Source organism: Phreatobacter stygius (assembly GCF_005144885.1).
Classification (GTDB): domain Bacteria; phylum Pseudomonadota; class Alphaproteobacteria; order Rhizobiales; family Phreatobacteraceae; genus Phreatobacter; species Phreatobacter stygius.
This window is the reverse complement of sequence record NZ_CP039690.1, coordinates 6,646,793-6,660,532: the sequence shown is the minus strand read 5'-3', so window position 1 is coordinate 6,660,532 and position 13,740 is coordinate 6,646,793. Positions and strand designations below refer to the sequence as shown.

The 13,740-nt window shown below is 65.9% G+C and carries 12 protein-coding genes; 4 read left to right on the top strand and 8 right to left on the bottom strand.

All coding sequences use genetic code 11. The features are described 5' to 3' along the window. The first annotated feature begins 10 nt into the window (after positions 1-10). Genes E8M01_RS31520 through E8M01_RS31510 form a run of 3 tightly spaced genes read left to right on the top strand, consistent with a single transcriptional unit; the run spans position 11 to position 4,283 of the window. Complete coding sequence (locus E8M01_RS31520; RefSeq protein ID WP_136963778.1) at positions 11-1,324, top strand: PGAP1-like alpha/beta domain-containing protein; 1,314 nt, start codon at positions 11-13, stop codon at positions 1,322-1,324. Between the two features lie 12 nt (positions 1,325-1,336). Further along, the gene (locus tag E8M01_RS31515; protein WP_136963777.1) at positions 1,337-3,079 is read left to right on the top strand and encodes a gluzincin family metallopeptidase; all 1,743 of its coding nucleotides are present in this window, start codon (positions 1,337-1,339) and stop codon (positions 3,077-3,079) included. Position 3,080: 1 nt separating this feature from the next. Beyond that, positions 3,081-4,283: a ComEC/Rec2 family competence protein gene (locus E8M01_RS31510; RefSeq protein ID WP_136963776.1), complete on the top strand. Its 1,203-nt coding sequence runs from the start codon at positions 3,081-3,083 to the stop codon at positions 4,281-4,283. A gap of 64 nt (positions 4,284-4,347) precedes the next feature. Here the strand turns inward: E8M01_RS31510 and mazG are convergent, their stop codons facing one another. Beyond that, positions 4,348-5,199, bottom strand: coding sequence for a nucleoside triphosphate pyrophosphohydrolase (gene mazG, locus E8M01_RS31505; RefSeq protein ID WP_136964928.1), 852 nt, complete (start codon positions 5,197-5,199; stop codon positions 4,348-4,350). Between the two features lie 245 nt (positions 5,200-5,444). Here mazG and E8M01_RS31500 point away from each other — a divergent pair, with 245 nt between their 5' ends. Beyond that, positions 5,445-5,816 carry a VOC family protein gene (locus E8M01_RS31500; protein ID WP_136963775.1) on the top strand — a complete coding sequence of 124 codons (372 nt, stop codon included), beginning with the start codon at positions 5,445-5,447 and terminating at the stop codon, positions 5,814-5,816. Positions 5,817-5,828: 12 nt separating this feature from the next. Here the strand turns inward: E8M01_RS31500 and phoU are convergent, their stop codons facing one another. From phoU to E8M01_RS31465, 7 genes are all read right to left on the bottom strand, one after another. Beyond that, positions 5,829-6,542 carry a phosphate signaling complex protein PhoU gene (gene phoU, locus E8M01_RS31495; RefSeq protein ID WP_136963774.1) on the bottom strand — a complete coding sequence of 238 codons (714 nt, stop codon included), beginning with the start codon at positions 6,540-6,542 and terminating at the stop codon, positions 5,829-5,831. Between the two features lie 62 nt (positions 6,543-6,604). Continuing rightward, the gene (gene pstB, locus E8M01_RS31490; RefSeq protein WP_136963773.1) at positions 6,605-7,423 is read right to left on the bottom strand and encodes a phosphate ABC transporter ATP-binding protein PstB; all 819 of its coding nucleotides are present in this window, start codon (positions 7,421-7,423) and stop codon (positions 6,605-6,607) included. A gap of 3 nt (positions 7,424-7,426) precedes the next feature. After that, positions 7,427-8,275 carry a phosphate ABC transporter permease PstA gene (pstA, locus tag E8M01_RS31485; RefSeq protein WP_170182156.1) on the bottom strand — a complete coding sequence of 283 codons (849 nt, stop codon included), beginning with the start codon at positions 8,273-8,275 and terminating at the stop codon, positions 7,427-7,429. An 8-nt stretch (positions 8,276-8,283) separates the two neighbouring features. Then, positions 8,284-9,189: a phosphate ABC transporter permease subunit PstC gene (gene pstC, locus E8M01_RS31480; RefSeq protein ID WP_136963772.1), complete on the bottom strand. Its 906-nt coding sequence runs from the start codon at positions 9,187-9,189 to the stop codon at positions 8,284-8,286. Positions 9,190-9,359: 170 nt separating this feature from the next. Further along, positions 9,360-10,418: a phosphate ABC transporter substrate-binding protein PstS gene (gene pstS, locus E8M01_RS31475; RefSeq protein WP_136963771.1), complete on the bottom strand. Its 1,059-nt coding sequence runs from the start codon at positions 10,416-10,418 to the stop codon at positions 9,360-9,362. A gap of 617 nt (positions 10,419-11,035) precedes the next feature. Further along, entirely contained in the window at positions 11,036-12,331 is a 1,296-nt protein-coding gene (locus tag E8M01_RS31470) for an ABC transporter substrate-binding protein (RefSeq protein WP_136963770.1), read from the bottom strand. A 79-nt stretch (positions 12,332-12,410) separates the two neighbouring features. Then, complete coding sequence (locus E8M01_RS31465; protein ID WP_136963769.1) at positions 12,411-13,688, bottom strand: ABC transporter substrate-binding protein; 1,278 nt, start codon at positions 13,686-13,688, stop codon at positions 12,411-12,413. Positions 13,689-13,740: the final 52 nt, after the last annotated feature.

The window sequence follows — 13,740 nt, the reverse complement described above, 5'->3', positions numbered from 1 at the left end:
GGAGGCAGAGATGAAATGTGTAGTGTTCGTGCCGGGAACGATGGGCTCCATCCTGTCGACCCCCGATGGCGAGGAGGTTTGGCCGCCGACGCCGCTCGAGGTCGCCTTTGGCTATAAGCGCAAGCAGAAACTGCTGCGCGAGGATCTCGTCGTCGGCGATATCGTGCGGGAGGTCTCCTGCTTCGACGTCTACAAGCCGTTGCTCGACACGTTTGGAGCGATCGGCTTCAAGGAAGGCGGATCGGGCGACCGGCTGCACCTCTTTGCCTATGACTGGCGGCGCGATCTCGAGGCGCTTGCCGCGCAACTGGCCGCCCGGCTCGATGCCTTGCCCGCCAATGCGACGTCGATCGCCATCGTCGCCCACAGCATGGGCGGCCTCGTCGGCCGCCTGGCGCTGGAGGCAGGCAAGTTCGACACCAGGCCCTGGTTCAGGAAGGTCAATGCCTTCATGACGCTGGCGACGCCGCATCTCGGCGCGCCGCTGGCGCTGGCGCGCATTCTCGGCCTCGACAGCGCCATGGGGATCAGCGCCGCCGATTTTCGCGAGATCGCCGCCGACCGGCGCTATCCCTCGGGATACCAGCTCTTGCCGGCGCCCGGGGAGGCCGCCTGCTGGGACATCAAGGCCGGTGGAACGCTCGGCGAGCTCAATATCTACGACCCGACGGTCGCCGGCAGCCTCGGGCTCGATCCCGTCCTGGTGGCACGCGCCGCCTGGGTTCATGCGACGCTCGCCAAGGCCAAGGCGCCTGCCCATATCCGCTATTTCTACTTCGCCGGAACCGGCCACAAGACCGCGACCCGCGTCAACGTCGGCTCCAGCTCGAAGCAGGTGACCCGCTCCGAAGATGCCGGCGACGGCACCGTGCCGATGTGGAGTGCGCTGCCGAAATCGGCGCAGAAGCAGCTGGTTGTCGGCGAACATGCCAGCTTCTTCTCCGAGACGACGTTCAACGCTGTCTTCTTTCGGCTCTTCGGTAAGAATTTTCCGACCCCGCCGCTCGGCGCGGCGGGCACCGAGACCGCAGCGCTTTCGGTACAGTCGCTCACCATTGGCAAGAGCGACGAGGTCGAACTGGTGATCGCGCCTTCGGCGCCCGTCGTCAGCGTCAAGGGCAAGGTGGTGCTGGAGAGCTCGGACGGGCCGGGCAAGCCCTTCACTGCCTTCGGCGCGGCGCTGAAGGTCAGCTATTCCGGCCCGCCGATCCCGATCCTGAAGCTGCGCCTGCCGGCCATCGGCAAGCCGGGCTTTTACCGGGTGCGCTTCGTCGGCAAGCCGTCGGCGCAAAGGCCGGTCCAGTTCGCCGTGACCGACAAGTAGGGAGAGACGCTCATGGCTGCGAAGAAGCCGCCCGTGCCGGACACCAAAGTCGTCAAGCTGAAATACATGGACACCGAACCCGGCCACGCCGCCGAGGGCGCGAAGACGCTCATGCAGGGCTGGGAATTTACCGCCACCGAGCCAATGCTCGATGGACCGGTGTCACGTCGCGTCGCGGTGATCGACCTCGACCCCGATACCGGAGCGGTGATGCCGGGCGCGCGTTTCGTTGCGCCCAAGGGCCGCACGCCCGGGCGCTACGAGGTCAAGAGCGAACTGGATTTCGACTCGGCCGGCTTCAAGCAGGTGAGCGTGTACACCGCGGTCATGAAGATGATGTCGATCTTCGAGACGCCCGACGTGCTCGGCCGCAAATTGTGTTGGGCCTTCAACGGCGAGCAACTGCTGGTCGTGCCCCGTGCGGGCAAGATGGCCAATGCCTTCTACCACCGGGATTCGCGCAGCCTGCAGTTCTTCTTTGTCGACGACCCGACCAAGCCGGGCAAACTGGTCCATACCTGCCTGTCGCCCGACATCGTCGCTCACGAGACGACCCATGCGATCCTCGACGGGATCGCGCCCGATCTCTACAACGCGACCTCGCCGCAGTCGCTGGCCATGCACGAGGCGATCGCCGATCTCGGCGCAGTCATGCTGGCGGTGCGCACCGATCGGCTGCTGCGTCAGGTGATGCTGGAAACCGGCGGCGAGATGAGGACGGCCGAGGCCTTCAGCCGGATCGCCCAGCAATTCGGCGAGGCGCTCTACGGTGAAGGCCGGCCGTTGCGCGAGCTGTTCAACCGGGCATCGATGTCGAAGCCCAGGGGGCTCGATCTCAACGCGCCCCACGATCTCAGCACCGTGCTCACCGGCGCGCTCTATGCACTGCTCGTCGACGAATATGAGACGATCAGAGAGGAAGATTACCAAGACAAGCTCAAGACGGAAAAGGCGAAGCGGAAGCAAGACGGCCGGCCGGCGCTGACGACGGAGGAAAAGGACGACCTCCGCTTCTCCGTTTCAGGTTTCGCGCTGTTCAAGGCCAGCGAAAAATTCAAGCGGATCGCCTTTCGCGCGCTGGACTATCTGCCGCCGGGCGAGATCGCCTTCGCCGACTATGGCCGCGCCATGGTCGCCGCCGACACCTATTCGAACCCGGACGATCCGGAGCCGCGGGAGTTCATCAAGAAGGAGTTCGTGCGCCGCGGCATGGTGGAGGATGCCGGCAAGCTCGATCCGGTCGAACCCGGTTTCGACCTGCCTGCCGACCTCGACCTGGAGCAGTTGGCGCGCAGCGACTGGGCCGCATACAAGTTCGCCGAGACCTGGCGCAAAGAGCTGCTGATCCCCAAGAACACGCCCTTCGAGGTGCGGCCGCGGCTCGATGTCACCCGCAAGACCTGGCGCAAGGACGGCGTGCCGGCGATGACGCGGGCGCTTCTGTTCAAAGTCGCCTGGCAGGATGCGCAGGTGTTTCAGTCCGGCGATTTCGTCAGCGAGGTGGCGGTCACGCGCGGCACGATGCTGGCGATCGACTGGGAGACACGCAAGGTGTGCACCCTGCTGTCAAGCAGCCCGGATCATTCGACGCAACGCGATGCCGCGACCGTGCGCAACAATGCGATGCGGGAGACTTTCCTCGCCAGCAACATCGCCGACGGCCTGCTGGAGCTCGGCTCGCCCAATGTCCAGATCCAGAACGGTACGCTGCGCGTGCGGGCGATGGGTCAGATGCTGCACATGATGGGGCATTGAGATGGCAAGCAAGCTCAGGGTGAGGATATACAACGTCCTGTTCGGCGACGCGATCCTGCTGACCATTCCGGAAATCGACGAGGCCGGCAACGAGGTCAAGATCAACGTGCTGTTCGACGTCGGCAACGCCCTTGCCGGGGACGGCGGCCGCGACGGGGTGTTCAAGGCGGTGCTCGAGAACATCAAGGACGAGCTCGATGACGCGCCGCTCGACCTCTACATCATGACGCATGAGCACATGGACCACGTCCAGGGGCTGCTCCACGGTTCGAAGAAGCTCGGCATCGAGTTCAAGGCGAGACATTTGTGGATGACCGCCTCTTCGGAGGGGCCGGCCTATTATAACCGTTTCCCCAAGGCCAAGACGAAGCGTCTCGCCGCGCTCGCCGCCTATGACAGCGTCGCGACCTTCCTGGCGAAGAGTGCCGCGCCGGTGCCGATCGGCATCCTGGCGCTGCTTGCGATCAACAATCCGCAATCCAGCAAGGATTGCGTCAAGCATATCAGCGAACGCGGCCTCGACGGAGTGAAGCCGCGCTATGTGCACCGCACCGCCAATGTGGGGGATCATCACCCCTTCAGGCGTACGAAAGTGCGGTTGCTGGCGCCCGAGGAGGACACCTCGATCTATTACGGCGCCTTGCCGCCGCGCACCTTGGGCGCGGTGCTCGATGGCGCGGCGCCCCTATCGCTCGACGGGAAGGCCATCACGCCGCCGGCCGGTGTCGCGGCGGGGCACTTCTTCGACCTCATGGAGTTCCGCTCGAATGGCATGACGGCCAATCTCAAGACGATCGACAAGGCCGCCAACAATTCGAGCGTGGCGCTGGAGGTCGAGTGGAACGGCTGGCGGCTGTTCTTCCCCGGCGACGCCGAGGAGAAGAGCTGGGAGATGATGGACCGGACCAACGGGCTCCGGCCCGTGCATTTCCTGAAGATCAGCCATCACGGCAGCAAGAACGGCACGCCAAGGCACCAGCTCGACAAGGTGCTGCCCGAGCGCGCGCCGGACGGCAAGCCGCGCTTCGCCGTCGTGTCGACGCGGGAGGGCGCCTATTCCGGCGTGCCCGACGCGGACACGCTGACCCTGGTGGCGAGCCGGGCGCATCTCGACGATACCCGCACGCTGCGCGAGGGCGGCTGGTTCGACATCACGTTTCCCGACCGTATCGACCAGATGCCGGAATCCCGTCACGGGCCGTGAGAGCGTGAACCCTCGCCCGCGTCTTCGCGGGACAGGGTTTGCGCGCTGCGCATTTCGCCAGATGTCACCCGCCGCCGGACGCCTTGGCGGCCCGCTCGCGCCGCTTGGCTTCATCCCACAGCGCGTCCATCTCGGCGAGCGAGGCCTCGCCGGGCGTGCGGCCCTGCGCCGCCAGGCTCGTCTCGATCTCGCCGAAGCGGCGCTCGAACTTGGCATTGGTGGTGCGCAGCGCGGCCTCCGGGTCGATCTCCAGGTGGCGCGCCAGATTGACCACGGCGAACAGCAGGTCGCCGACCTCGCCGGCGATGGCGGCCTTGTCCTGATCGTCACGGCGGGCTGCGACGATTTCCTGCGCTTCCTCGACTATTTTCTCAAGAACACTGTCTAAGTTATTCCAATCAAATCCAACTTTTGATGCTTTCTCCTGCATCTTGAGGGCGCGGGTCAGCGCCGGCAGGGCGCCGGGAATGCCCGACAGCGCGCCAGTGTCGTCACGCGCCGGCAGACCGGCCCTGGCATGGGCTTCGGCCTTCAGGCGTTTCTCTTCCAGCTTGATCTCGTGCCAGAGCGCCTTGACGGCCTCGGGCGACAGGTCGCGCGCGCCGCCGAAGACATGGGGGTGGCGGCGGATCAGTTTCTCGGTGATGGCGCGAACCACGTCGGGGAAGCCGAAAAGGCCCTGTTCCTCGGCCATGCGGGCATGGAACGCCACCTGCAGCAGGAGGTCGCCCAATTCGTCCTTGAGATCGGCGAGGTCGCCGCGCTCGATCGCATCGGCCACCTCATAGGCTTCCTCGATCGTATAGGGCGCAATGGTCTCGAAGCTCTGGACCAGGTCCCATGGGCAGCCTTGGCCGGGTGTTCTGAGCCAGGCCATGATCTCGGTCAATCTGGCGATGTCGCCTGACGGCTCGATGCGGCCGGGCGGTTCGGTCGGATGGGCTGGTCTGGCGGGATCGGTCATCTGAGGGCACTCGTCGCGCGTCTTGGCCAAGAAGGGCTGGAATTGTCGCCGGCATGCAAGCCGAACCGCGATCGATCCACAGGATCGGCGGTCGGGCGGGGCCGTGGTGGCAGGCCGGAACGTCATGGATGTTCTTTGATTGTTCTTCCGCCTGGCCCTTGCTAGCCTCGGCCTCGCTCGCGGATTCGGAGATCGCCATGCTGTCGCACCTGTCCTTCGGCGTCGCCGATCTCGCCCGGACGACCGTCTTCTACGATGCCGTCATGGCGGCGCTCGGCCATAGCAGGGTCTGGACCTCCGACAAGGGGGTCGGTTATGGCCCGAATGCGCGTGAGGAAAAGCTGACGCTGTTCCTCACGCCGGGGCCGGTGCAGCCGCCCGGGCCCGGCTTCCACCTGGCCTTCGCGGCGCCGGGGCGCGACGCGGTGGACCGGTTTCATGCCGCGGCGCTGGCGCATGGCGGCGCGGACCACGGCGCGCCCGGCCTCAGGCTCAACTATAGCCCGACCTATTATGCGGCCTTCGTGATCGATCCTGATGGCTACAAGCTCGAGGCGGTCTTCCAATAAGGCGCGCCGGCATCAGCCGGCGACGACTTCCGGCTCGCCGATCGCGTCGCGCCGATCCGGCTGCGGCTCGTCCAGCAATGCGCCGGTCGCGGCATAATGCACGGATTCGGCAATGTTCGAGACGTGATCGCCGATCCGCTCGAGATTTTTGGCGACAAAGACCAGCTGGGTGCAGGCGGTGATGTTGCGCGGGTCTTCCATCATATAGGTCAGGACGCCGCGAAACACCGAGGTATAGAGGTCGTCGACGGCATCGTCGGAGGTCCAGATCGCCACCGCCTTGTCGGGATCATGGGCATCGAAGGCCGAGAGCACCTCTTCCAGCCGCTCGACCACCAGCGCCGACAGGCCTTCGAGGCCGGAGATCAGCGGATGCGGCACCGGCACGTCGCCGAGCGCCACGACACGCTTGGCGATGTTGTTGGCGAGATCGCCGATCCGCTCCAGGTCATTGGAAATGCGCAGGGCGCAGACCACTTCGCGCAGGTCGAAGGCCACCGGCTGGCGCCGGGCGATGACCAGGATGCCGGATTCCTCGATTTCGCGCTGCAAGGCATCGATCTGGCGTTCGAGCGTGCCGACCTGACGGGCCAGATCGGGCGAGCGCTGGCCGAGCGCAGCGATCGCGATCGTGGTGCTCTGCCGGGCGAGCGTTCCCATCTCCTCGATGCTGTGGGCCAGGCTCTTCAGTTCGGTATCGAACGCGGTGACGATATGGTCCTTCATGGGCGTCGCTCGGTTCCACTTATCTGCTTGCAGGGCTCGCTTTAAGGCAGATCCCGGCAGGATCAGCCGAACCGGCCGGTCACGTAGTCGAGGGTTTCGCGCTTCTTCGGATTGACGAAGATGTCGTTGGTCGGTCCCTGCTCGATCAGTTCGCCGAGCAGGAAGAAGGCCGTGACGTCGGAGCAGCGGGCGGCCTGCTGCATGTTGTGCGTGACGATCACGATGGTGAACTCGCGCTTCAATTCGTCGATCAGCTCCTCGATGCGCGAGGTCGAGATCGGGTCGAGCGCCGAGGTCGGCTCGTCGAGCAGGATGACGTCGGGCTTCACCGCAATGGTGCGGGCGATGCACAGGCGCTGCTGCTGGCCGCCGGACAGGCCGAGCGCCGAGGATTTCAGGCGGTCCTTGACCTCGTCCCAGATCGCCGCCTTGCGCAGCGCCCATTCGACCCGTTCGTCGAGGTCCTCGCGGGACAGCCGCTCATGCAGCTTAATGCCGAACACGATGTTGTCGTAGATGGTCATCGGGAACGGCGTCGGCTTCTGGAACACCATGCCGATCTTCGCCCGGGTCATCGCCGCCGGGGTCTTCTTGTCGATGATGTTCTCGCCATCGACCAGGATCGCGCCCTCGGCGCGCTGGCCGGGATAGAGCTCGAACATGCGGTTGATGACGCGCAGCAAGGTGGACTTGCCGCAACCCGACGGGCCGATCATCGCGGTGACGCGCCGGTCGAGCATGTCGAAATTGATGTTCTTCAGGGCCTGCGACTGGCCATAAAAGAAATTGAGGTTCTTGACGCTGACACGGGCCGGCACGCCCTCGAGCGACGAGACGGTGCGGGCCTTGTTGATCAGCGTGTCCGAGACGGCGACGGTCATGGCTTATTTCCTCTGTCCGAGGGCGATGATGAGACGCGAGGTGATGTTGAGCGCGAGCACGCCAAGCGTGATGATCAGTGCGCCGGCCCAGGCCAGCGCGATCGATGACGGATCGGCGCTCAGCGTCAGGTTGAAGATCTGCACCGGCAAGGTCGCCATGGGCGAATTGAGATTGGCGGTGAATTGCGGATTGCCGAAGGCGGTGAACAGCAGCGGCGCGGTCTCGCCGGCCGCGCGGGCGATGGCGAGCAACAGGCCGGTCAGGATGCCGGCCCGGGCGGCTTTCCACTGGACCGACGACACGACGGTCCAATGCGAGGCGCCGAGTGCGAAGGCGGCCTCGCGCAGCTGGGTCGGCACCAGGCGCAGCATGTCCTCGGTGGCGCGCAGCACCACCGGCAGGATGATGATCGCCAGGGCAATGACGCCCGCCCAGCCGGAGAACCGCCCCATGGGGATGACGATCAGCGTGTAGACGAACAGGCCGATCAGGATCGACGGTGCCGACAGCAGCACGTCGTTGACGAAGCGGATGGCCTCGGCGATCCAGGAACCCTTGCCCTGTTCGGCGAGATAGGTGCCGGCCAGCACGCCGATCGGGGTGGCGATGACAGTGGCGATGCCGACCTGCAGGAGCGAGCCGACAATGGCGTTCATCAGGCCCTGCGGCCGGCCGAAGGCGTCATTGGTGAAGGTCGACAATCCCATGGCCGAGAGGCCGTTGTAGAGCAGCGTCCAGATGATCCAGAACAGCAGCACCAGGGCGATCACGGCGAAGGTGGTCGAAATGCCCTTGACGACCTTGTCGGTGGCGAGGCGCCGGTTCATGCGACCAGTCGATAGCGTGGTCATGATGATCCTCAGTCCAGACGGCTGCGCACGAGCCAGCGCGAGATCGCCAGCACGATGAAGGAGATGACGAACAGCGCGAAGCCGAGCTGCAGGAGCGAATAGAGCTTCAGGCTGCCGGACTGGGCCTCGCCGAACTCGTTGGCGATCACCGAGGCGATCGACGAGCCCGGGGCGAAGATCGACGTGCTGATGCGGTTGGCGTTGCCGATGACGAAGGTCACCGCCATGGTTTCGCCGAGCGCCCGGCCAAGCCCGAGCATGCCGGCTCCGACCATGGCGGTGCGGCCATAGGGCACGCGCACGTTGCGGAACACTTCCCAGGTCGTGGCGCCGATGCCATAGGCGGATTCGGCCAGCATGGCCGGCACGGATTCCAGCGTCTCGACGAACATGGCGGTGATGAAGGGCAGGATCATCAGCGCCAGGATGATGCCGGCGGTGAACACGCTGAACTGCTGCGGCGGGCCGGCGAAGACCTCGCCGACAACCGGCAGCCAGGACAGCAAGGCAACCAGCGGCGCCTGGATATAGGCGGCGATCAAGGGGGCGACGACGAGCGCGCCCCACATGCCGTAGATGATCGAGGGGACGGCCGCGAGCAGCTGGATGGTCACGCCGATCGGCTTGCGCAGGGCCTGCGGGCAGACTTCGGTGAGGAAGAAGGCAATGCCGAAGGACACCGGAACCGCCACCACCACGGCAATGACCGCGGTCACCAGGGTGCCGAACAGCATGGATGCCGCGCCGAAGCGCTCGGTCACCGGGTTCCAGATGGCGGTGGTGTAGAAGGCGACGCCGAAGTGGCGCAGCGCCGGCCAGCCATCATAGGCCAGCATGGCGATCATCGCGCCGAGGATCAAGAGAACCAGCGCGCCGGAGGCCCAGAGCAGGGCGTGGAAGACGGCGTCGGCCATCTGGCCGCGGCGGATGGTGCGCGCCAGGCTCGAACTTCGGTCACTTGCTAGCGAAGGCTCGGCGACAGTTGTCACGGATGGGTCTCACAAGCTCGATCGGGATTGGATGGCTGCGACTGTCGGAACAACCGTGCCTGCGCCGTTGAGCGCAGGCACGGGATTTGGACGGCTTACTGGGACGGCCCGGTCCAGACCGGCTGGCCCTGGGCGTTGTGGACATTGGCCCAGGCTGCCTTGACGCGGGTGACGACGGCGGCCGGGAGCGGGATGTAATGCAGACGCTCGGCGATCTGGCCGCCCTGCTGGGCGAACGACCAGGAGAAGAAGTCGAGCGCCGCCTTGGCGCGGGCGGCGTCACGCGGGTCGCGCGGGAACAGGATGTAGGTCGGGCTGACGATCGGCCAGCTCTGGGCGCCCGGCTTGTTGATCATCGAGGCGGCGAGGTCGCGGGCGTTTTCCCAATCCGCGGCCGCGGCTGCGGCCTGGAAGTTCGGGGTGGTCGGCTCGACGAACTGGCCGGCGACGTTCTGCAGCTGGGTGGTGGTCAGGCTGTTCTCGGCGGCGAAGGCATATTCGACATAACCAATGGCGCCCTTGGTGTTGCGCACCGCGCCAGCCACGCCGTCATTGCCGCGGGCACCGGCACCGGTCCGCCACTGCACCGAGGTGGCGGCGCTGACTTCGGCTTTCCACTTGGCGCTGGCTTCCGACAGGTAGCTGGTGGTCACGAAGGTGGTGCCCGACGCGTCCGAGCGATAGATCGGCTGGATCGCCAGGCTCGGCAGGGTGACGCCCGGATTGATCGCCAGGATGCGCGGGTCGTTCCAGGTCTTGATGGTGCCGAGATAGATGTCGGCGACGATTTCGCCGGTCAGCTTCAGCTGGTTCTTGTTGACGCCGTCGAGATTGACGATGAACACCACCGCGCCGATCACCGCCGGGAACTGGACCAGCTTCTGCTGGGTCAGGCGGTCGGTGGGAACCGGCGCGTCGGAGGCGCCGAAATCGACCGTGCGGTTCTGGATCTGGTTGATGCCGCCGCCGGAGCCGATGGCCTGGTAGTTGAGCGTGTTGTTGGTCGCCTGCTTGTAGGCGGCGGCCCAGGCGGCATAGACCGGGGCGGGGAAGGTGGCGCCAGCGCCAGTGAACTCGACGCCCTGCGCAGCGGCCGGCTGAGCGAAGAGTGTTGCAGCGGCCAGAACCGCCGCAGCTGAAATCCGCTTGAACATTGTGGGTACCTCGAGTGTCGAAAGATTGAGCGATCTGCTCGCACACGTCTGGCGACACTCGATGACAGGTGTGTGACGATCGTGACAAAAGCCGCAAATGGCGAATAGCGAGGGGCGAATAGCGTATGGGGAATAGGCAAGCGCGGCCTGATGAAGCGGGCTGCGCGAACCCTCGCCCGCGCCTTCGCGGGAGAGGGTGGCCGCGGAGCGGCCGGGTGAGGGTGGTTGCGTCGGCCCGCGCCGTGCATTCCCGCTGGAAATGACGGGCCGGCCCTCTTCAGACCCTCACCCGCCGGCTCCGCCGGCACCCTCGCCCGCGCCTTCGCGGGAGAGGGTGGCCGCGAAGCGGCCGGATGAGGGTGGTTGCGTCGATGCGCGCCGTGCATTCCCCCTGGAAATGATGGGCCGGCCCTCTTCAGACCCTCACCCGGCGCCTGACGGCGCCACCCTCTCCCGCAAGCGGGAGAGGGTTTACGCGCAGCGCTCGCCCGCCTGGCGGCGCCACCCTCTCCCGCAAGCGGGAGAGGGTTTACGCGCAGCGCTCGCCCGCCAAATGACGCGGCCGGAGCCATGACAGCTCCGGCCGGACCAACGATCGGGCAGGGCCCGATGTGCGATCACGCCCGCGGAATGAGCCGGCCGACCTCACGCGCCATGTCGCGCAGCACCTCTTCGGGGCTCGCCTTCTGTTCGGCGATGCGGGCGAGGTTGTCGACCATGATCTGGGTCACCCTGACCGAGTTCTGGCCCGGGAAGGCGTACCACGGGATCATCAGGTGGACCTGCCTGGTCGCCGCCTGGAACAGCGGATTGGCCCGGTAGAACTCGCCGAGATAACCGGGATCGTCGATGGCGAGCTGGTTGCACGGGACATAGCCGGTGTTGCGCGCCATGATCGAGGTGCCCTCGGCGGAGGAGGCGAATTTCATGAACTCCCAGGCGGCGGCCTGGCGGGCCGGATCCTTGGCGGTCAACATCACGCCGGCGCCGCCGGTCGGCAGGCGCCCCTTGACCGGATCGATCACCGGCAAGGTGGTGGTCTTCAGTTCGAAATTCCTGCCGACCATGCCGGAGACCTGGCGGACCTGGGCGGTGGTGCGGAACATGGTGCCGAGCTTGCCGGCACCGAAAGCCTGGAGATCGGCGGTCGCGGTGGCGGAAGCGCCGAAATTCGGCATCTTGCCTTCCTTCACCATGCGGTCGAGCAGTTTCAGGGCGGCGAGACCCTCGGGGCCGTCGAAGGCGACCTTGGTTTCGTCCACCGTCAGCATGCGGCCGCCATGGCCGTAGAGCAGGGCGGAGAACATCCAGTCGTCGCCCGGCCAGCGAAAGAACATGCCCTCATTGCCGTCGCCGAGCGCGTTGATCCTGGCCGACAGCTTGATCACGTCGTCCCAATTGGTCGGGAACTCCGCGGCGTTCTGGCCAACCCGCTTCAGGAGATCGGCATTGAGATAGCTGATCGGATTGGAGGTGGCGAAAGCGAGCCCGCATTGCACGCCGCCATGGAAGCCGAGGCCCAGCAGCGGATCGGAATAACCGAGCTTCTTCACATCGCCTTCGCGCTCCAGGAAGGGTTTCAGATTGGCGGCGATGCCGCGCTCGGAGAACAGCCGAAGCCGGTTCAGGCCCTGGAACGAGACATCGGGCAGGCCACCGGTGGTCGCCTGGCGCAGGATCAGCTGGGCGCCGTCCTCATAGGTCGGGGTCGGATTGACATAGGTGACCTTCACCTTGTCGCTCTTCTTGTTGAACGCTTCGGCGAGCGTCTCCTGGGCCTCCTTGAAGATCGGCGGCATGGAATAATGCGCGACGACCTCGATGGTCTGGGCGCGCGCGACATGCGGCATGGCAAGGGTCGCCGCGCCGGCCATCAGGCCGAGCGCCGAGCGGCGGTTATGAAGATTGGACATCACGTCCTCCAGAGGGGTCGATCAAGGCAAGGGTCCGCTTAGGGCCGCCCCACCGGCCCTGGCGGCAAGGCAAAAGCGGTCAGGCGCGCGCCAGAAGACGCCGGGTTTCGCGCGCGATATCGGTCAGCACCTGTTCCGGCGCCGCCTTCTGCTCGACCACGCGGGCGAGATTGTCGACGAAGGCCTGGCCGATGCGCACGCCGTTGGCGCCCGGAAAGGCATACCAGGGCAGGCTCAGCGGCAATTGCCTGGTGGCCGGCAGGAAGAGCGGGTTGGTCCGGTAGAAGTCGGCGAGATAGGCCGGGTCGTCGACCGCGATCTGGTTGCACGGCACATAGCCGGTGGCCTTGGCCATGATGGCCGTGCCTTCGGCGCTGGTGGAGAATTTCAGGAACGTCCAGGCGGCCTCGCGCCTGGCCGGGTCGCGCGCCAGAATCATGCCGCAGGACCCGCCGGTGGCGAGCCGCCCCTGCGCCGCGCCGGGGATCGGCACGGTTGCGGTGAGCAGTTCGAAATTGCCGGCGACGCCCGAGATCATGCCACGCAGCGCCGCGGTCGAGCGCATCATGATGCCGAGCTTGCCGGCGAAAAAGGCCTGTTGCGCCGCCCCCGAGGTGAAGCCGGACATGCCGCCTTGTTTGACCATGCGATCGATGAGGCGCGTGGCGGAAAGCCCTTCCGGTCCATCGAACGCGATCTCGCGTTCGTCCACCGACATCATCCTGCCGCCGTGGGAATAGAGCAGCGACGACCACATCCATTCCTGGCCCGGCATCCAGTCGATGTAGAAACCGTCGACGCCGCTGCCGACATCCTTGATCGCGCGGGCAAGCGGCAGGATCGCGTCCCAGCTGGCGCCGAGGGCTAAGGGATCCGCGCCGGCACGCCGGACGAGATCGGCATTGATATAGAGAATGGTGTTCGACATGGCGTAGGGCAGGCCGACCTGCGCCTCGCCAACCCGGCCCTGGCCAAGGATAGCAGGGGAATAGCCGAGCTTCGCCGCGCCGCCGTCGCGGGCGATCAAGGGTGCCAGATCGGTCGCAAGGCCCCGCTCGGCAACCGCCCGGACGCGGTTCAAGCCCTGATAGCTGAGGTCCGGCAGCGTTCCGGTGATGGCCTGCCGCAGCACATATTGCACGCCTTCTTCGTAGTTGGGCGTGTTGCTGATGAACGAGACCTTGATATCCGGATGGCGGCTGGCAAAGGCTGCGGCGAGCTGTTCCTTGGAATCCTTGAAGATGACCGGCTGGGAATAATGAACGACGATCTCGACCGCGGCGGCGCGGACGAGGCGGGGGCTTGCGAGAGCGGCGGCCGCGCCAAGGGCTGCGCGGCGGGTCAGGCTGATCGTCATCTGTCAGGGCTCCTGGCGGCTGAGACGGCGGGCGGATGCTTGCCGGTCTTGT